This window comes from Alloprevotella sp. (assembly GCF_057240785.1).
Window position 1 is genome coordinate 134,249 of record NZ_DBHHRH010000037.1, and the last position, 20,728, is coordinate 154,976.

Annotated in this window: 13 protein-coding genes and 1 pseudogene; 4 read left to right on the forward strand and 10 right to left on the reverse strand. The window is 45.2% G+C overall.

What is annotated here, in order from left to right:
* Positions 1-339: 339 nt before the first annotated feature.
* The 3 genes from ACO4R2_RS08895 (at position 340) to ACO4R2_RS08905 (ending at position 5,750) form a co-directional block, all read left to right on the forward strand.
* Positions 340-1,554 carry a saccharopine dehydrogenase family protein gene (locus ACO4R2_RS08895; RefSeq protein ID WP_311489635.1) on the forward strand — a complete coding sequence of 405 codons (1,215 nt, stop codon included), beginning with the start codon at positions 340-342 and terminating at the stop codon, positions 1,552-1,554.
* 252 nt (positions 1,555-1,806) lie between these two features.
* The gene (gene recA / locus ACO4R2_RS08900; RefSeq protein WP_347718779.1) at positions 1,807-2,838 is read left to right on the forward strand and encodes a recombinase RecA; all 1,032 of its coding nucleotides are present in this window, start codon (positions 1,807-1,809) and stop codon (positions 2,836-2,838) included.
* 374 nt (positions 2,839-3,212) lie between these two features.
* Entirely contained in the window at positions 3,213-5,750 is a 2,538-nt protein-coding gene (locus ACO4R2_RS08905) for an adenosylcobalamin-dependent ribonucleoside-diphosphate reductase (protein WP_484769941.1), read from the forward strand.
* 194 nt (positions 5,751-5,944) lie between these two features.
* On the opposite strand, the gene folB is transcribed toward ACO4R2_RS08905, so the two are convergent.
* Genes folB through ACO4R2_RS08920 form a run of 3 tightly spaced genes read right to left on the reverse strand, consistent with a single transcriptional unit; the run spans position 5,945 to position 9,752 of the window.
* Positions 5,945-6,313: a dihydroneopterin aldolase gene (folB, locus tag ACO4R2_RS08910; RefSeq protein ID WP_484769942.1), complete on the reverse strand. Its 369-nt coding sequence runs from the start codon at positions 6,311-6,313 to the stop codon at positions 5,945-5,947.
* 12 nt (positions 6,314-6,325) lie between these two features.
* The gene (locus tag ACO4R2_RS08915; RefSeq protein WP_484769943.1) at positions 6,326-8,797 is read right to left on the reverse strand and encodes a bifunctional UDP-N-acetylmuramoyl-tripeptide:D-alanyl-D-alanine ligase/alanine racemase; all 2,472 of its coding nucleotides are present in this window, start codon (positions 8,795-8,797) and stop codon (positions 6,326-6,328) included.
* A gap of 46 nt (positions 8,798-8,843) precedes the next feature.
* On the reverse strand, positions 8,844-9,752 hold the full coding sequence (locus ACO4R2_RS08920; protein ID WP_484769944.1) for a GSCFA domain-containing protein: 909 nt from the start codon (positions 9,750-9,752) through the stop codon (positions 8,844-8,846).
* Positions 9,753-9,877: 125 nt separating this feature from the next.
* On the opposite strand from ACO4R2_RS08920, the gene yfcE reads away from it, so the two are divergent.
* On the forward strand, positions 9,878-10,420 hold the full coding sequence (yfcE, locus tag ACO4R2_RS08925; protein WP_484769945.1) for a phosphodiesterase: 543 nt from the start codon (positions 9,878-9,880) through the stop codon (positions 10,418-10,420).
* Between the two features lie 515 nt (positions 10,421-10,935).
* On the opposite strand, the gene ACO4R2_RS08930 is transcribed toward yfcE, so the two are convergent.
* The 7 genes and pseudogenes from ACO4R2_RS08930 to ACO4R2_RS08960 all read right to left on the reverse strand — a co-directional run bounded on the left by ACO4R2_RS08930 (position 10,936) and on the right by ACO4R2_RS08960 (position 20,633).
* Positions 10,936-11,388: a peroxiredoxin gene (locus ACO4R2_RS08930; protein ID WP_009346954.1), complete on the reverse strand. Its 453-nt coding sequence runs from the start codon at positions 11,386-11,388 to the stop codon at positions 10,936-10,938.
* Between the two features lie 88 nt (positions 11,389-11,476).
* Complete coding sequence (locus ACO4R2_RS08935; RefSeq protein WP_484769946.1) at positions 11,477-12,226, reverse strand: YaaA family protein; 750 nt, start codon at positions 12,224-12,226, stop codon at positions 11,477-11,479.
* A 937-nt stretch (positions 12,227-13,163) separates the two neighbouring features.
* Positions 13,164-14,417, reverse strand: coding sequence for a putative phage abortive infection protein (locus ACO4R2_RS08940; protein WP_484769947.1), 1,254 nt, complete (start codon positions 14,415-14,417; stop codon positions 13,164-13,166).
* A 42-nt stretch (positions 14,418-14,459) separates the two neighbouring features.
* Positions 14,460-14,615 (reverse strand): annotated as a pseudogene (locus tag ACO4R2_RS08945) (type I restriction enzyme endonuclease domain-containing protein); the annotation flags it as partial.
* 12 nt (positions 14,616-14,627) lie between these two features.
* Entirely contained in the window at positions 14,628-15,524 is an 897-nt protein-coding gene (gene fic / locus ACO4R2_RS08950) for a protein adenylyltransferase Fic (protein WP_484769948.1), read from the reverse strand.
* A gap of 224 nt (positions 15,525-15,748) precedes the next feature.
* Positions 15,749-17,662: a molecular chaperone DnaK gene (gene dnaK / locus ACO4R2_RS08955; RefSeq protein WP_484769949.1), complete on the reverse strand. Its 1,914-nt coding sequence runs from the start codon at positions 17,660-17,662 to the stop codon at positions 15,749-15,751.
* 895 nt (positions 17,663-18,557) lie between these two features.
* A complete protein-coding gene (locus ACO4R2_RS08960; RefSeq protein ID WP_484769950.1) occupies positions 18,558-20,633 on the reverse strand; it encodes an LTA synthase family protein in 2,076 nt (691 codons plus the stop codon).
* Positions 20,634-20,728 lie beyond the last annotated feature (95 nt).

Consider the following 20,728-nt stretch of genomic DNA (forward strand, 5'->3'; position numbering starts at 1 on the left):
TTAATTTGCTAAATCCGACAAAAAAGTCGACTTTTCCCTCGAAAATGAGGGAATCTTTGAGAAAAGTCCCGATTTTTTTCCTCTATTTTTTTAGCGCACCTGGCCTGATTGTCAGCAGAAAGCTTGTGTTTTAGTTTTATTAAGACTTTTCTCATCCTTTACCAATGTAAAGGAAAGCGACAGTAAGAGAGTTTCGCTTTAGCTATGAGAGTTTTGCTCGATTGCAGGCTTTCTCAAAAGTAACAGAAAAGAAGGCTGTCTTTTTCAATAAGTGCGTTGGAAAATATCACCGAAAAAAGTTATCTTTGCGCATAATTTATCAACAAAAAAACAGACGATATGGGAAGAGTCATTATCATCGGTGCAGGTGGTGTTGCTACCGTTGCAGCGATTAAGGTTGCTAAGAATGCAGATGTCTTTACAGACGTAATGATAGCCAGTCGTACGCTGGCAAAGTGTGATGCAATCGTTGCATCGATAGCAGAAAAAGTGGGCGCAGAGCGTGCAAAGAATTTCCAAACGGCACAAGTGGATGCCGACAATACTCCCGAGCTGGTGCGCCTCTTTGAAGGTTTCAAGCCCGACTTGGTGATGAACCTCGCGCTGCCTTATCAGGATCTGACCATTATGGACGCCTGCTTGGAATATGGTTGTTCTTATCTGGACACGGCCAACTATGAGCCGAAAGATGAGGCTCATTTTGAATACAGCTGGCAGTGGGCTTACCGCGAACGCTTCGAGAAAGCCGGACTTACGGCTATTCTGGGTTGCGGCTTCGATCCGGGCGTGACGAGCATCTTCACGGCTTACGCTGCAAAGCACCATTTCGATGAAATCCAGTATCTGGACATCGTCGATTGTAACGCTGGTAATCACCACAAAGCTTTTGCCACTAACTTCAACCCAGAAATCAATATCCGCGAGATTACGCAGAAAGGTCTCTATTATGAAGATGGAAAATGGGTGGAGACCGAGCCGCTCGAAATTCATAAGACGCTGACCTATCCCAATGTAGGACCGAAGGAGAGCTACCTCCTCCACCACGAAGAGTTGGAGAGCCTCGTGCTCAACTTCCCCACAATTCGCCGCGGTCGTTTCTGGATGACTTTTGGCCAGGAGTATCTCACTCACTTGCGCGTGATTCAGGACATCGGTATGGCAAGCATCAAGCCTATCAATTATGAGGGCAAAGAAATTGTGCCACTGCAATTCTTGAAGGCCGTTCTTCCCAATCCGCAGGAACTGGGTTCTAACTACGACGGCGAGACAAGTATCGGCTGCCGTATTCGCGGCTTGAAGGATGGTAAGGAAGAAACTTACTATGTCTACAACAACTGCTCTCACCAAGCTGCTTACGAAGAAACAGGTATGCAGGGCGTGAGCTACACCACGGGTGTGCCAGCTTGCATCGGTGCACGCCTCTTCATGCAGGGACTTTGGAAGAAAGCCGGTGTGTACAACGTGGAAGAGTTTGATCCAGATCCTTTCATGGAAGAACTCAACAAGCAAGGGCTGCCTTGGCACGAAATCTTCGGCGGCGACTTGGAGCTGTAAGGCATCATTAAGGAGTTGTTGCTTCGAAAAGTTCCCTCCGTCTCTCTCATAAAGGAGCAAGTAGGGGAGAGCCTATAAATGATTCCTAAAATAATAGATATTAACTTATAAACTAAAAAAGCCCTCTGTGGGTGGTCTCGGAATTTTCCCCTTTGGGAGAAATGGTGGGACTGCTGTAGGTTTCTTGAAAGTTTCTTTTGATAGAGAGAACGACGATACCTTTGGGTGAGGGCACATATACCTTTTCCTTATATGGCAAAAAAAGAAGAATTGGAAGCTTCAGCAGCCAGCGAAAAGCTGAAAGCACTGCAAGCCGCAATGGCCAAAATCGAGAAAGATTTTGGTAAAGGCTCTATCATGAAGCTCGGCGACGATAAAATTGAAAATGTAGGAGTGATTCCAACGGGAAGTATTGCACTGAATGCTGCATTGGGCGTGGGCGGTTATCCCAAAGGCCGAATCATCGAAATCTATGGCCCAGAAAGTTCTGGTAAGACTACGCTAGCTATCCACGCTATTGCTGAGGCACAGAAGAAAGGCGGCATCGCTGCTTTCATTGATGCCGAGCATGCTTTCGACCGTTTCTATGCAAAGAAATTAGGTGTTGATATCGACAATTTGCTGATTTCTCAGCCCGACAACGGCGAGCAGGCACTCGAGATTGCGGATCAACTGATTCGTTCGAGTGCTGTGGACGTGGTTGTCGTTGACTCCGTGGCCGCTCTGACCCCGAAGGCTGAGATAGAAGGCGATATGGGCGACAATAAAGTGGGCTTGCAGGCTCGTTTGATGAGCCAAGCGTTGCGTAAACTAACGTCGACTATCAGCAAGACCAACACAACGTGTATCTTCATCAATCAGTTGCGCGAGAAAATCGGTGTGATGTTCGGTAATCCCGAAACTACCACTGGCGGTAACGCACTGAAATTCTATGCCAGTGTACGTTTGGACATTCGCCGCGTAACGACGCTGAAGGACGGAGACCAAGCTGTGGGCAACCAAGTACGCGTTAAGGTGGTGAAGAATAAGGTGGCACCTCCATTCCGTAAGGCCGAATTTGAAATTACTTTTGGAAATGGTATCAGCCATATAGGCGAGGTGGCCGATTTGGGCGTTGAATATGGCGTTATCACAAAGAGTGGCTCTTGGTTTAGCTATGGAGAAACGCGTCTCTGCCAGGGGCGTGAAGCTCTCAAGAAATTGTTGGCCGATAACCCTGAACTCTGCGACGAAATAGAGCAGAAAATCACTGCTGCCATGCAGCCAAAGAACGAAGAAGAGTAATTGCTGACTCTTAGGAGTCTAAACTGTGAACCTTTGTGCGACAAGACGAGCATTATATCCTATGTGCTTACTCGTAAGTCTTTGGTTTTGGGAGATTTAAAAGAGTTGTTCGCAGCTTAGGCTTTTTAAAATAGAAAACTTTTTAAGCAGGCTTTGATTGTAAGTATTTGATAATCAAAGCTTGCTTGTTTTGTTTTGGAAAACTTTTAGGACTTTGATAAATATATGCGTGAAGATTTTTGGAAATATGGGTGGGAATGTATAGCTTTGCATTCCGAAAAAAGAGAGGAGGGTTTTATTCCAGAAATAAATAAGAGATGATGCTCTTCTTTTTTATATAACACGTTAATTATATTCTCTAAAATCTTCATAAGGTGGAACAAAAAATCTACAGCTACGATGAAGCGTTTCAAGCGTCCCTCGAATACTTCGCTGGTGACGAGTTGGCAGCCCGCGTGTGGGTCAATAAATACGCTCTCAAGGACTCGTTTGGCAATATTTACGAGAAAACGCCTGCTGATATGCACAGGCGTTTGGCCAACGAGCTTGCTCGCATAGAAAAAAAGTATGAAAATCCGCTGTCGGCGGAGCAAATCTTTGAGCTCCTCGACCATTTCCGCTATATTGTCCCTGCAGGTTCGCCAATGTCAGGTATTGGAAATCCGTATCAAGTAGTGAGCCTTTCCAACTGTTTTGTGATAGGCATTGATGGCGATGCTGATTCCTACGGCGCAATCATGAAGGAAGACGAAGAGCAGGTGCAGCTGATGAAGCGTCGCGGTGGCGTTGGTCACGACCTTTCGCAGATTCGTCCGAAGGGTTCTCCAGTTAAAAATTCCGCCCTTACCTCAACAGGTATTGTTCCGTTTATGGAACGCTTCAGCAACTCTACGCGTGAAGTGGCGCAGGACGGCCGACGCGGCGCACTGATGTTGTCCGTCAGCATCAAGCACCCCGATAGTGAGGCCTTTATCGATGCGAAAACTGAAGAGGGTAAAATCACGGGCGCAAATGTCAGTGTGAAAATTGATGATGCTTTTATGGAAGCCGCTGTTGCAGGAAAGAAATATCAGCAGCAGTACCCCATCGATAGCAACAACCCGAAGGTGGTCAAAGAAATAGAGGCGCAGGCACTTTGGCAAAAGATTGTTCACAACGCATGGAAGAGTGCTGAACCAGGTGTACTTTTCTGGGACACAATCATACGCGAAAGTATCCCCGACTGTTATGCCGACCTTGGTTTCCGCACGGTGAGCACGAATCCGTGTGGAGAGATTCCACTCTGCCCCTATGATAGTTGCCGATTGTTGGCCATCAATCTGTATAATTATGTAGAAAATCCATTTACGGAGCAGGCCTCTTTCAACTTCGAGAAGTTCCGCGACCATGCAGCTAAGGCGCAGCGACTGATGGATGATATCATCGATCTGGAACAAGAGAAGATAGATTTGATTCTCAGTAAGATCGCAGATGATCCGCAGACTGAAGAGGTCAAAGAAACAGAGCGACATCTCTGGGAGAAAATCAAACGCAAAACTGGTATGGGTCGACGCACGGGTTTAGGTATCACGGCTGAGGGCGACATGCTGGCAGCCCTCTCTTTGCGCTATGGTACTCAGGAAGCAACGGACCAAGCTGTGGCGGTTCAACGCACGCTTGCACTGGAAGCTTATCGCTCCAGCGTTACGATGGCTCGTGAACGTGGCCACTTCGAGATTTTCGATGCAAAGCGTGAAGAGAAAAATCCGTTTATCCTTCGTATCAAAGAAGCCGACCCACAGCTCTATGAAGACATGGTGAAATATGGTCGCCGCAATATAGCTTGTCTTACGATAGCTCCCACGGGTACAACATCGCTCATGACACAAACTACGAGTGGTATTGAACCTGTTTTCTTGCCCGTCTATAAACGTCGCCGCAAGGTGAATCCGAATGATCCAAAGGTGCGCATCGACTTCATTGACGAAACTGGTGATGCTTTTGAAGAGTATATCGTGTACCATCATAAGTTCCTCACTTGGATGAAGACCAACGGCATAGACACGGAGAAGAACTATACGCAGGAGGAAATCAACCTTTTGGTGGAACAGTCACCGTATTACAAGGCTACGGCAAACGACGTGGACTGGCTGATGAAGGTGTCAATGCAAGGAGAGATTCAAAAGTGGGTGGACCACAGTATATCTGTTACTGTGAATCTTCCGAACAATGTTGACGAAGCCCTTGTTGACCGCCTCTATGTGCAGGCTTGGCGTAGTGGCTGCAAAGGATGTACGATTTATCGGGATGGAAGTCGCTCGGGAGTTATGATAAGCGTTAGCAAGAAGAAAGAGAAAAAGACTCAAGATTGCCAACCCCCTGAAGTGGTGGAGAAGCGCCCCGATGTACTGGAATGTGATGTCGTTCGTTTCCAAAATAACAAAGAAAAATGGGTGGCTTTTGTTGGGCTGCTCGATGGACGTCCCTACGAAATCTTCACTGGTTTGCAGGATGACGACGAAGGTATCGTATTGCCCAAGAGTGTGACAAAAGGACACATTATTAAGGCTGCTGGACAAGATGGAATGCATCGTTACGATTTCCAGTTTGAAAACAAGCGCGGCTATAAGACGACAGTAGAAGGCTTGTCTGAGAAATTCAACAAAGAGTTCTGGAACTATGCCAAATTGATTTCAGGAATCCTTCGCTACCGTATGCCGATTGAGAATGTTATCAAACTCGTTAGTTCTATGCAGATGGAGAGCGAGAGCATCAACACGTGGAAAGCCGGTGTTGAGCGCGCCTTGAAGAAGTACATACAAGATGGAACGGCTGCTAAAGGTCTGAAATGTCCCAATTGTGGTCACGAAAGTCTTGTTTATCAAGAAGGCTGTCTGATCTGTAAAAACTGCGGCGCCAGCCGTTGCGGATAGTGACAAGCGTATTATACCTCATAAAATAAGTTCTGCCGCCTGTTCCATCTCGGAATAGGCGGCAGTTTTGTAGGCTTATCTTCGAAAAAATGTAGTATTTCTTGTTTTGTATCTTCGAAAAAGTGTGATTTTTCCTTATTTTATCTTCGAAAAAGTGTGTTAAAATCCGATTTTAGTCTTCGAAAAAGTGTGATTCAGACATCTTCTCGCTTCGTTGTCAGCGTGACGCTCGCACCTAAGCAAGCGGCACCGATGGGCGGGTTTACTTTGGTGAGCGTCAGGGTGACGGCGCTAATGAGCGGGAATTTCTTGAGAATATGTCGGTTGATGCGGCCGCAAACGTGCTCAAGGAGGTTGGAGGGTTGCTCCATTTCTTTACGCACAACCTCATAGACACTGGCGTAATTGACCGTTCCATTCAAATCGTCCTCCTCTATGGCCGTGGTGGCATCGAGAAGAATGAGGCGCACATCAACGGTGTAGTTGCCGCCCACTATGCGCTCTTGCGGCAAGCAGCCGTGAAAGGCGTAGAACTGAAGCTGATGAAGGGCTATCTCTATCATCTTGGCGTTTTTTTACTGGAAATACACTCTCTTTACGCGTTCGCTGATGCTTGTGAGTACCTCGTAGGGAATCGTCTGCAAGACATCGCTCAGCACAGTTACTGGGAGGTTGTCGCCAAATATCTCAACGCTGTCGCCCTCATGGCAAGGAATGTCCGTGACATCAATCATGCACACATCCATACAGATATTTCCCACATAGTAAGCCTTCTGCCCATTGACAAGGCAATAGCAATGGCCATTACCCAGGTGGCGGTTGAGGCCGTCAGCATAGCCAATGGGGATGGCAGCAATGCGGCTGGGACGCGTGATAGTTCCCTTCCGACTGTAACCTACCGTATCACCCGGCGCAACGTCGCGAATTTGCAAGATAGTAGTTTTCAGCGACGACAGATTATGGATGACGTGGTTATCGATAGGGTCGATGCCGTATAAGCCCAAGCCGAGGCGACACATATCAAGGTGACGCTCCGGGAAACGCTCGATACCCGCCGAATTGCAGATATGGCGTAGAATCTTATGGGAGAAAGCCTGTTGCAACTGCCTTGAACCCTCATCGAAGAGCTTGAACTGCTGTGCGCTGAACTCATCGAATTTTGGACTGTCGCTGCCCACGAAATGAGAGAATACGGAGCGCGGAATGAGCGCTGACTGATGTTTGAGACGATCAATGAGTTGCGGCATATCCGTCTTAGGATTGAAGCCCAGGCGATGCATGCCCGTGTCGAGTTTTATATGAACGGGGAAATTAGAAATACCCTGTTTACGTGCCGCCTTAATGAGTGCTTCGAGCAAGCGGAAGTTGTAAACCTCCGGCTCAAGGTCGTATTCAAACAGTGTATTGAAGGACGACATCTCGGGGTTCATGATGATGATGTTAGCCGTGATGCCCGCCTTTCGGAGGTCTGCGCCCTCGTCGGCCACGGCAACCGCCAAGTAGTCGACCCCTCTGTCTTGCAGCGTCTTGGCTATCTCAACGCTTCCAGCCCCGTAAGCGGAGGCTTTGATCATGCAAACGAGCTTTGTCTCGGGCTTCATGAACGAGCGGTAGAAGTTGAGATTCTCCGAAAGAGCTTCGAGGTTCACTTCGAGCGTTGTCTCGTGTACTTTCAAGGAGAGAAGTTCGGTGAGTTCCTCAAAATTGAATTCGCGTGCACCTTTCAGCAATACGAGTTCGTGTTGTATCTCGTTGAGCACGCCACTCTCCAGTAGCGCCTCGGTAGAAGGGAAAAAGCGCTTTTTGATTGTAAACGCGGAGTGGGCAGCTGAAATCTGAGGGCCTACGCCAATGATGCGGTTGATGCCGCGCGAGTGAACCATATCTGCCACTTTCGCGTAGAGATCTTCGTGGCTCATTCCGCTCTGCTGGATGTCGCTGAGGATGAGTGTACGCGTCATTCCGTTTTGATCGGGGCGGCGACTCATAAAGTCCAGTGCGATGTCGAGTGAGTTAACATCATTGTTGTAGCTATCATTGATAATGGTGCAGCCTCTTACGCCTTGTTTCACCTCTAGGCGCATTGCCACAGGTTCGAGCTTCTTCATGCGCTCGGCAATAATGGAAGGGCTGATGTGGAGGTAGAGACAGACGGCCAGCGCGTTGAGAGCGTTCTGTATAGAAGCGTCGTCAACGAACGGAATCGTCATTTCATAGTTTTTCTTGAGGTAGGCATAGGCTATCTCTGTAGAAGTTTCATTCTTCTTAATGGTGTGGATAAACAGAGGACTATCGGCATCTTTGCGCGACCATGCCAATAGATCTCCCGTATAGAGAGAGCGTTGGACACAATCGGAGATCACGGGGTCGTCACCATCGTAGATGAGGATATTAGTATCTTTGAAAAGACTCAGCTTCTCCAAGCATTTCTCTTCTATAGTGGCAAAATTCTCCTGATGAGCTTGCCCGATATTGGTCATTACGCCAATGGTGGGTTGGATCATGGCGCGCAGGGTTTGCATCTCATCGGGCTGGCTGATGCCCGCTTCGAAGATACCTATCTGGCTCTGTTCGTTGAGCAAACAAACGGAAAGTGGCACTCCCACTTGTGAGTTGTAGGAGCGCGGGGAGCGGGTGACAACCATTGAAGGAGATAGCAACTGATAGAGCCATTCCTTAACAATCGTCTTGCCATTGCTGCCTGTCACACCGATAATTGGAATGGAGAAAGCTTCGCGGTGGCGTTCGGCCAATCGCTGGAGAGCTTTGAGCGGCGAGATAACCAAAAGGAAGTTAGCTTCGGGATAGAGTTCCTCATAATGGTCAGGGACAGTTCCAACAACAAAGTTGCGCACACCGCGGCGATAGAGGTCGGCGATGTACTTATGGCCGTCGTTGCGCTTCGTGCGCAGGGCGAAAAAGAGCGACGTTTCGGGAAAGGCTAAAGAGCGGCTATCCGTCAGCAACCAGTCGATTTGGGCATCCAAGTGATGGCCAAACAGACGCGCTCCAATGAGCGCAATAACTTTTTCAAGAGAATAATGCATAATTATTATCCCGTTATGAGACGTATTTATTTTGTTTTCTTTTATCCTAAAATAATCGAGGTTCTTCTACTGCCGGCTTATCCGTCGCTATGAGTTTGTGAGCGGTTCGGCGGCGTTCTTTCTCCAGCGTTTGTGCTTGTCGGCTTGTTTCGGAAGAGAACGTCCATTCGCGGAAACGTTGCCAAACATAGTCGGACGCTTGGGCCGAAGGATGCAGCATATCGGCATCGAAGAAGCGATAATCGCGCAGCTCGTCTGTCACGATTTCGTAGGCAGGAAAATAGAGCGCGTTGTCATTGGCCGCACAAAGTCGGTCAACAGATAGCATGAGTGTAGACTTTGCTAGTTGGTTGCCGTGCATTCCATATTTTGCATAGCGATAAGGACTAATGGTGAAGAGTACTTTCAGCCGTGGGAGTTCACGCGCAAGAGCTTCGAGTAGTGGATTCCAGGCGTTGCAAATTGTTTCAAGGTCTATGATTTGTTCTTGAAACGTTGTGGCCAACTCTTTGTGGCAGTTGCCCACCACATAGCCTTGTGTGCGGTGCAGATAGGCGTGGTTAGTGCCCAGCGTAATAGTGAGAATGTCGGCTTCGCGTAGCAAAGTGGACGCTCTCTCAAAAGCCTCCATGATTTTTCGCTTACAATCGATGCGCTCTTGGGCGGAAAAATGCGTTGAATGAAGCCAACTGTGCCACAGCCCATCGCGCCCCTTGAAGATGTAGGCGTCTGGAAAGAACAACGAGCCTTCCAGCAAAATTTCCAACGCCATGCGGATGCTCTCAGGATTATAGAGCACGCCAAAAGGATTGACACACACTTGTCCGTCGGGGAGAGCCTCCTTCATGCGAGCACCTATGCTGTCGGCAAAACAAGAACCTATCAGCAGGACGCGGCTTGTGGGTGTCACCGTCAAGGTTGTTTTGGGCAAATCAACTATCGTTCTAAATTCCATACTTAACTGCAAAAATACTCCTTGAGAGGAGAAATAAGCCTATTATCAGTGAAAAAGTTTGTAGTTTTGCACCTCATCATGGGTGGAAGGCCTCAAAAGGAGGCGACATCTGTATTTTTATGTGTATGAAATATCTAATAGTTTCTGATATTCACGGCTCTCTGCCGGCTTTGGAGCGCGTGCTCGATTTCTTCCATAAGGAGTATTACAATATGCTTTGTATCTTGGGCGACATTATCAATTATGGCCCTCGCAATGGTTTGCCTGAAGGCTTAGATCCTAAAGGTATTGTGGAGCGGCTCAATCCTTTGGCTGATCGCATTGTGGCCATTCGTGGAAACTGTGATAGCGAGGTGGATCAGATGCTACTCGATTTTCCGATACTTAGCGACTATGCGCTGCTTGTTGAGGGCGGGCAACGGATATTCTTGACTCACGGTCATGTGTATGGCGAGCAGAATTTGCCGCGTGCCGGTTTCGACGTTTTTATTTATGGGCATACCCATCTGTGGAAGCTGGAACGCGACGAGCAGGGTAGGGTGATTTGCAATACGGGTAGTCCCACCTTCCCGAAGCAGCAGCGTCCCGCCACGTTCTGCACGCTGGAGAACAGAAATCTCAGTGTGCGCCTGCTGGACGGAACGATTCTCAAAACAATAGCTCTGTGATGTAAATTATCATGGTTGCTTTCTTCTTTTTGTGAGCTTTAATTTACAAACGCTTTTCTGGTTCTAGAAACGGAAACAACCTTTTTTTGTGTTTTTTTATTGGCCTGTTCGCTTGTTTTGCTTAATTTGATTGGTCGGAATGCTAAAGAAAGGGGGATTTTTCTCTAAAAAATGCGTTTTTTAGCTTATTCTGTCAGCTGACAGCCTTATTCTATCCGAAAATTTCCTTATTCTATCCAAGAATTTCCTTATTGTATTTTCAATTCCTCGGCGAGAAATTTTAATTTGCCCTATAGAAATTGAAAATAGGCCTATTTTTTTGATGCAAAAAATAGGCGTTCTTTTCGGTCGTAGGCGAAGAAATTGATTTTTGAGCCTCTCTTGAGGCAATAGACTGCGAAAAATGTTGATAAGATAAGACATTTTTAAATTTGTCTTATGCTTCTTTTATAGTGAATACTGTAAAGGTGAAACGATATCACCTTTACAGTAAATGGAGTTATATGAAGACTTTATTATTCTCCTAAGATCTGTGCGGAATGCTCCTTCACCTTGATTTCTTTCGGGCTCATAATACGCGTGATAACGCCTTGTTCATCGGTGATAAATGTGGTGCGAAACACGCCCATGGTGGTGCGGCCGTACATCTTCTTTTCTCCGTACACGCCGAGGGCTTCAACGAGGCGCTTCTCCGTGTCGCAAATGAGCGGGAAGGGGAGTTGATATTTTTCGATAAACTTCTTGTGCGATTTCTCGTCTTGAATGCTGCATCCGAGCACTTTGTAGCCTTGCGCAAGGAAACGTTCGTAATTGTCGCGCAGGTTGCAGGCTTGATTGGTGCAACCCGGAGTAGAATCGCGCGGGTAAATGTATAACACTACTTTTGAGCCACTCAGCTCGCTCATTGTCCATTCTTTGCCGTCCTGGTCTACGCCCAGCACTTCCGGCAACTTTTGTCCTATTTCCATAATTGTAAGTTTAAAATTGAAGCCCCTTTTCTTCTCTCTATGAAGGGAAAGCTCTCTCCTGTAGTTTGAAGCGGGGCGCATTTAGGGGTTATAATTGAATGTCTAAATCGTCTTGAATTCTTTGTAGGAATGCTTCTACGCTTTCTCCCTCGGAGACTAACTGGCGCAGGTCTCTTGCTTGTTTTATAATCTCCCGCGTCATTGCCCCGCGGCAACTCTTGGCATACATGGCGGGAGAAACCATGCGGCCGTTCTTCTCAATGTAGAACGTGGGCTGAATCACATGCACTTCTTTCTTGACATACTTCCAATCGAAGAGGTGCTCCATCTCCTTTGTGGCCAGATGCACAAGGATACCATCGTCGGACTGCACGGCACGGATGAGTTCTTCCGTCAGCCGCGGCTTCCAAAAATCAAACATGGTGCGTTCTTCGGTGGCTTCCAACTTCACCTTGCCTTCCATGCGGTAGGGGTGGATGAGGTCGAGCGGTCGCAAAAGCCCGTAGAGAAAAGAAGTGATGAAAAGATGTTCTTGTGCAAACCGGAAGTCTTCGGCTGAAAATTCAGCCGCTTTCAAGTGTTTGTAAGCTTGTCCGAAATAGGCTAAAATGGCAGGCATTTTCTCGTTCTCTTCTCTGAACGACTGGTAGCGCAAAAGGTTCTCTGCCGCCAGTTGTGGACTGCAATTTAGTGCGTTTCCCACCTCTTCCACATCCCATTGGCTCACCTCCAGCGCAAAGCGTTCGGCCTCGGCTTCAAAGCGTGGGCGCGAGGTGCAGGGTACCTGCGTATCAGTCTGCGCATTCATTATTTTAGCACAAGCCAGCAGTATTTGCATATCATCATCTCTTTTTGATTGTGAAACTTAAGTCTTAGGTTGTTCATCTTGGTCTTTCTGTTATGCAGATGTCCAAATCCTTCTGTTTGCAAATATAATAAAAACTCGTGTCTTTTTTATCTAAATCTCCTTATAGCGTAGGAGAAAAAAGAGCTGCTCTCCTTGCTCTGTCTCATAAATAAGCGGAACTTTCTGTTCAGCAATCGTTCTTTGATTTATTCGAGCAACTTTATTGAAGTTTCCTTTCTGAAGCTTTTTTAGAGTGTAATATATTGATATATATATGTACTCTATGGTGAAACTTCTGAATCTTTTCTGAAATATTTCTGAGAAGAAACTACACGCGCAACAGCAAAAAGCACAAATATCCTTATTGCTTTCAGAAATACAATAAGCCTATCAACTGACATCCTTATTCTATCAACTGACGCCCTCATTGGATTGGAGCATATTAATAAGAAAAACATACATTATGCACCTTTCTCCCTCTCTCTCCCTCATCTTATTTTTCTGTTGTCACATCGTCACGTTATCACACTTCCCTGTTAACAACTTGAATATGTTAGTATTACGAGCGTGACAACAGTGTGACAACAAATTAAGAATGAAAATTTGTTGTCACACTATCTAAGTTTTTGACAATCAAAAAGTTCTACCTTTTTGTGACAACGTGACAACAAAATCTCGCTTTTTTATAGGGAGAGAGTTATGCAGAGAAATCATTGTCTACCTATTGTAGTATTACGGAATTTATAGAATGATGATAGGAGTAGATGAAGAAAATTTCCAATAATTTAGTACTGCTGAGACTTTCTTCCTCAAATATATTCTACATTGATTATCAATGAATTACATTATTATGGTACAAAAATGTTTCCTCAATTTGAGTAGTATTGATTAGAAAATATCTTGGATGTTATCACTTTAACAAGACCTGTTACTTTTTAATATAACAAAGTACCAAAGGTTTCTTCTGTATATTTCTTATACCACTATTAATATATATTATATCGTTTTCTGACGATATAGGAGAAGAATAAGTTTCCACTTCTCCCGGCATATTAAATCTTTCAAAATTGGAATATAAGAAAATTTCTTTAATAAAGCAGTCCAATAATTGTTGGATTTTTTTACTATCATATTTCTCAAATGCCCTATACTCCATATTCTTGTTTATTTCTGACTTATTTATTGTCAATAGCAAACTCACGTCATAGTTGTTGGTAATTTTAACTTGGAATTTATATTTAGTATTGTTACCGGGAGAAAAAGGTTGATAACTTCGTATCCTTGATTCTGCTGAAAATTGTGTTCGGATTAATCTATTAATACTGTCATAAATAATATTAACTCCCATTTTTTCTACTTGGTCCAAAGTACCCCACCAATCCTTAAATTCTAATAACTCAAATGCAGGGAGATGCTTTAGTATATGGTATTTATTGATATAATGGATAAAATTATGACCGTAGAAAGTCATTGCATTATATCTAATAAAAAATAATTCACTTTCTGTAAGTTGAGCTCTCATAATTTTTAGATAATTCTTTTTTGTTTTTTCGTTAATATTTGATCTATCTATCAAATCATATATCCGATATAATGTACGAAAATAAGCTCCAACTTTTGTGGAATTTTCAATATAAAATAACATGTAATAATTCACTGCGTTTATTCGATTGCCTTCATAGCTTTTTCTATTTCTATAATTGTTCTGAATATATTTTTTTTCTATATCAAAGAAATCTTTATCATTATATTTGATGTTATCAAACTCTATTGTTTCCTTATTTTCTGCTTTGGATATATTTTTCAGTTGCCCACAAAGCTCATTAACTTCTGATTGATATAATCTCAAGAGCTCAAAGAATAAGTCATTAAAACGTTGAACTTCTAACTGTTCGTTGTTTTGGTTAGAAACATTTTGTTGCTCCTTAAAAGTTTTAATAACTAATAAAACACTTATTAAAGTAAATATTGTACCTAGTACTCCACCGACAAAGTCGCCATACGTTCCTAATATATTAGTGTCTGCAGAATACTTACTATCAAATACTTGAATCGTATGATTCCATATAAAAATAACACAAGAAATAATTATAAACACACATCCAAAAACTATATAAAATAGTTTGTTTAAAAGTAGTACATCTAATTTTGAGTTTATTCTTTTTAAAGAAATAGTTAGCATAGCCTTATTATTTTGCAAGATTATCATTTATTATTCCCTTCACTATGACTCAGCAGCTATTAGTATTTCATCCTCGTGGATTTCATATATCTTGGCTGGTTTTATTGTATAAATCTCTTGTTCATTATCCGTCCACTGCTCGCATTGCTTAATGACAGTTTCCAAAGCATTGGCTGCCTCTTTTGGTGGATAACGATATTAATTAATTGCTCACTCATTTTGTTCGTAATAATACGAATAGTCAATACCTTTCATAAACATTTCTCGGTCATCAATCTTGGTGGTGAGGGCTGGCTGTACCAAAACCTTGATGTGTGCGCTATCAGCTACACTCTCACGCATGGCTGACAAATATTCGTTTTTATCTATATGACTCCAATTCACACATCGTTTGAGAGAACGTTTCAGCATGAGGTCGAGCCAAATGCGAGTGCTGCGACCATTACCTTCCATAAATGGATGGGCTACGTTCATTTCGACATACTTGTCCATTATTTCTTCGAAGGTGTTTTCTGGCATTCTTTCAATTGTTTGTAGCGTAGCAGGGAAGTGCATACAATTAGCGAAAGTAAAACCTCCTTTGGATATATTCTTTGTTCGGATTTGTCCTGCAAAGTCATACAGTCCTCCAAAGAGATAAGCGTGTATTTGTTGCAGACACTTTACACTTCCCGGCTCTGCCGTTTTCAATAGTCTGCTCTCAAAAAGTTGATAGGCTTTCTTCTTACTCTGCCCATCGATGGTGTTATCGCTGTAAGTAAACCAGTCAAGAAATCCCATTGCCTTGGCATTGGGTATTGCTTTTGCCAACAAAACAACACCTTCGCCATCTAACATATCGGTCAATCGTTTTTTCCCATCTGGGGCTTGTAACTTCAACTGGTTAGTGACACTAACCAGTTCGTTATTCTCCTTCTTCAACTTTGTTTTCAGATACTTCCAATAGTTCCTCGTCTTTTGGTAATCATCTTGCTCGTTAATCGCAGCGATGATGTCCAGTACAGAGAACCACCACTTATTGTGTTCATCGTCCCATACTGCTCTTACTTCACGGTCGTTGAAGAAGTGAATTGATTTTTTATGCTCTACCATAATAAAGTTACTCATCTGGGGTGTTATCGGATTCTGCGCGAGGATTTGAGGAGTCTTATCTGCGGAAAGTAGTGCAAAGATTGGCTGGCTCTGATTGCAGTGCGCATGAGTTGCAAATATAGTAAATAATTGTATGGAAAGGTAAAAGGAAAGTGAAGAGTATTTAGAGTACGCAAAAATCCCAGTAACTGTTGAGAGTTACTGGGATTTCTTCTATTTAGTTAGTGCATGTAATGCTTTTACTTCACCTCCTCAAAGTCGGCATCTTGGATGTCGTCCTTGGATTGAGTGTTTTGCTGAGCACCACCTTGGAAACCGGCGTCAGCACCGGGCTGTTGAGCACCACCTGTTTGCTGGTACATTTCTGCACTGGCAGCTTGCCAAGCATCATTGAGTTCTTTGATAGCAGCATCGATAGCGTTGATGTCTTGAGCCTTGTGAGCGTCTTTCAGCTTCTGGAGAGCAGCCTCGATGACAGACTTCTTGTCTGCGGGGAGCTTGTCGCCTAGATCCTTGAGCTGGTTCTCAGTCTGGAACGCCATAGAGTCAGCTTGGTTGAGCTTGTCGATGCGCTCTTTTTCCTTCTTGTCGGCCTCTTCGTTGGCTTGTGCTTCTGCCTTCATGCGGTCGATTTCTTCCTGGCTCAAGCCTGAAGATGCTTCGATGCGGATGGCCTGTTCTTTACCCGTAGCTTTGTCCTTGGCACTTACGTTCAAGATACCGTTGGCGTCGATGTCGAACGTTACCTCAATTTGAGGGATACCGCGACGAGCTGGAGCGATGCCCGCGAGATTGAAGCGACCGATGCTCTTGTTCTGAGCTGCCATAGGACGCTCGCCCTGGAGTACGTGGATAGTCACTTCGGGCTGGTTGTCTTCAGCCGTTGAGAACACCTGGCTCTTCTTGCAAGGAATGGTAGCATTGGCTTCAATCAGTTTTGTCATAACGCCACCCATCGTTTCGATACCGAGACTCAGCGGAGTAACGTCGAGGAGAACGATGTCGCCTACACCTTCTTCCTTGTTCATAATAGCGCCCTGGACGGCAGCACCTACAGCTACTACCTCATCTGGGTTAACACCCTTGCTGGGCTCTTTGCCGAAGAAGTTCTTCACCATTTCCTGAACAGCAGGAATACGGCTGGAACCACCCACGAGGATCACCTCGTCGATATCGCTAGTGTTGAGGCCTGCGCTTTGCAGTGCTTCCTGGCAAGGTACTTTACAATCCTCGATGAGCTGATGAGCAAGTTGCTCGAACTTAGCGCGTGTCAGCGTCTTAACGAGGTGCTTGGGCACACCGCCTACTGGCATGATGTAAGGCAGGTTGATTTCGGTTGTCGTAGTAGAAGACAGCTCAATCTTAGCCTTTTCAGCAGCTTCTTTCAAGCGCTGCATTGCCATCGGGTCTTGCGTCAAATCAGCACCCTCATCGTTCTTAAATTCTTCTACCAACCAGTTGATGATAACATGGTCGAAGTCGTCACCACCCAGGTGAGTGTTACCGTTTGTTGAGAGTACTTCAAATACGCCTCCACCCAATTCGAGGATAGAGATATCGAACGTACCACCACCGAGGTCGAATACGGCAATCTTCATGTCCTTCTTAGACTTCTCCAAACCATAAGCAAGAGCAGCCGCAGTAGGCTCATTCACGATACGCTTTACCTCGAGGCCGGCAATCTGACCTGCTTCTTTAGTAGCCTGACGCTGAGAGTCGGAGAAGTAAGCTGGAACTGTAATCACAGCTTCTTTTACCTCCTGTCCGAGGTAGTCCTCGGCTGTTTTCTTCATCTTCTGAAGAATCATTGCACTGATTTCCTGCGGAGTGTACTGGCGGTCGTCAATTTTAACGCGCGGAGTGTTGTTTTCTCCCTTTACAACCTCGTAGGGCATACGTGCAATTTCTTTTGTCACTTGGTCGTAGGTTTCACCCATGAAGCGCTTGATAGAATAAACCGTGCGCTTCGGGTTCGTGATGGCTTGGCGCTTTGCGGGGTCGCCCACTTTGCGTTCGCCACCTTCAACAAATGCTACTACAGAAGGAGTTGTGCGCTTGCCTTCACTGTTAGCAATAACAACGGGCTCGTTACCTTCGAATACGGAAACACAGCTGTTCGTTGTACCTAAGTCTATACCAATAATCTTTCCCATAATTGTATTTTTTTATTTTGTTATTATCTAATATTAATTGGAGTGGTGTTTCCACACACTCTCTTTTGTGATTTGCTTATCTTATTTGCAAGAGGCGTGCCAAAATTTGAACCTGACAGAGAAAAAGATATTTTTTGTTGTTCCTTTATCGAAACTTTCTGGAGGAAGGGCAAAGATACGGCCCGCTTCTTTTTAGTTTCTGCTATGTGAGGTCATTTTGTCTGATGCGTGTTTGCGAATGGCGAACTGCTCTCAGATGGCAACACTTGTTTGCTTCTTAATTGTTTGCACCTATTGCAAACTGTGCGCCAAAATAGGAGAGGTACACATTAAAATTTGTGGAGTGATGCAGAATTAAGAGGTATTTGTGGAGGTAATTATACTTTACACTCTGCTTTTTTATTCTGATGCAGAATTGCCTAAGGATGTGTTGAGAAAGCTGCTGTAAAACATAAAAACTGGAGTATCGCTACAACGTGCATCTCGTTTTTCTTGAGAAACAAAAGAGAAATGAGTCGTTCTCTTATAATTTTAGTTTTTTCTATGTGTCGAAAAGGTGTGGTTTTCCTTATTCTATTCAAAAACACAATAAGGCTGTCAGCTGGCAGTCTTATTGCGTCAGTCGATAGCCTTATTGCATTTTTTGATAGCCTTATTGGACGAGTCAGACGAATCAGAGTTGTCTGATGTCTCACTTACTGTGATTGGGTTTTGAAGCTATTCTCACCTTGTTGGAATACGAATTCTGTTTACATTCTTTGTGAAAATTGTCGCTACAAAGTTTTTTGTGGTGCGGCAGATTTTCAAGTAGGGAGAGGGAAGCTGGGCAGGGAAGGTTTCAACCAATCAGCAAACAGCCCCTTCTCCAAGTGGGGAAGAGGCTGCAAAAGAGGTTTTATTTATTCACAGTTTGATAGAAACTTACAGCTTTTTGAGTCAGTTCTATGTTTTGCTTTTTGAGTAGCGTCTCCTCGAAAGTGCCATCGGGATTAGGGCGAATGGCATATTGCTGCACTTTCCTCACGGGCGAAAGCACTGTGAGAATATGGTTTTCATAGTAGCCTAAATCTTGATAGGTGGCGAGGAAAGCCCGCTCTTTGAAGTTGGGCGAAAGGATGTCGTTACCGGCAAAGCTAACTTTAGCTGGGAGGTGAAGGATGGAGAAGAGTGTGGGCAAAATGTCTATTTGCGAGCACACCTTGCTCACAATCTGTGGCTGGATGCGTCCGGGGCTGAAGATGAGGCACGGGATGTGGTATTTCTCCAGTGGCAGCGAGGTTTTGCCTGCACTCGAAGCGCAGTGGTCGGCAATGATGATGAACACCGTATTCTTGAACCATGGTTTCTTCGCGGCCTTGTTGAGGAAGTCGCCGATAGCGTAGTCGGTGTACTTCACTGCAGCGTTGCGCGTATAGGGATTTCCTTCGACATGTATTTTCTCCGTAGGATAAGTGTAGGGGCGGTGGTTGCTTGTCGTCATAAATTGCGCAAAGAAAGGTTTACCTGTTTTTGCGTCGGCATCAAACACCTCCAAGCCTTTGTTGAAAATATCCTCATCACAAACGCCCCAAATGTTGGCAAAGGTGATGTTCTGTTTAGCTATGTTGGAGCGATCAATCACCTCATAACCATTGTGGGAGAAATAGTCGCCCATATTGTCGAAATAACTGTAGCCACCATAGAGAAACTGCGTGGTGTAGCCCAACTTACTGAGCTGATAACCCACAGAGAGTGTGCCCATGCGGTTGTTCTTCTGCTTGATGACGCTCTCCCCGGCATGAGGTGGGATGCAAAGCGAAAGAGCCTCCAAACCTCTCACGGTGCGATTTCCGCACGCGTAAAGACTGTCGAAAACAAGGCTCTGCGTCATCAGCCGGTCAATGTTTGGCGTGAGTCCCTCCTTGTTGCCGTAGCGCGTAAGGAAGTCGGCGCTCAAACTCTCCACCGTGATCAGCACGATATTGCATTTCTCTGCTCCTTGCCCATCTGAGAGTTGTTTTGTTCCATGGCTGTCCAAGCCTGTTTGCTGGCGATAGAGCGCTTCGCATTGTGCCGGTGGGAGCATCGTGTAGAACTTGTCATACTCCAGTTTGTTGTTCAAGAAAGCCCGCACAAAATCGTACGCGCCATTCTGCTCGATTTGCGTGACATACTGATTGTTGGCGTCAAGGTTATGCGTCAGTGAGGTAGCTCCAAAGCCCGCACTAACAAGCACCACAGCCAGCAGCGTTTCAAAACCGAAGCGGCGGAGGTTATAATTCCCCTCCAACTGGAAACGGCGTTTGCGCACGACCGCCAAGATGAGGCCCAGCGTGATCAGTAGGAGAACGGCTATTAAAGGAGTGATGGAATAGGACTCCATAATATTGCCGATGACTTCGTGCGTATAGACCAGATAGTCCACGGCGATGAAGTTGTAGCGTACGCCAAATTCCTCCCAGAAAAAGAACTCGCCCGCAGAGACCACTAATAACAACAGTATATAGATGCCCCATGTGAGATAGAGCGTGCAGGCGCGCCATGCTTTGCGTATGCGCGGAATGAAGGCGCGAAGGGAGAAACTCAGGAGTTTCCATCCCAAGAGAATTTGCGCAATGCGCGGAGCACCGCCACCATACTGGCGGAAAATGGATCCAGGCCAAAAGGCGTAGGCCAATCCAGCAATGAGCAGCAGGCAGATGGAGAAGGCTGCGTACTTCTTATATTTGTATTCGTTGAGCCCTATGTAGAAAACAAAGAGCGGGATGAGGAGCAGCAGTCCCATACCAAAGTCGGACAGAAGTCCGACGGTGAGACCACGTAGTATGCCCATCGCCGTGTAAGTGGCATCGGCTGGAGAAAAGGCCATGAGCACGATGCGCAGGATGAAACCAATGATGAGATACAACGACAAGAAGTGGCCGCCAATCAAGTAGAGAGGGTTGATTCGCTTAGCCTTCTCCGAAGAGCAGAAAAGTGTTTTTAGATTCATATTGATAAGAGAGAATGTTTTTTAGTAGGAATCATATTTAGCCAAAGAACGTGCGAGGCGTGTGGCAGAACAAGGAAGTCGGCACTTCTCGTAGA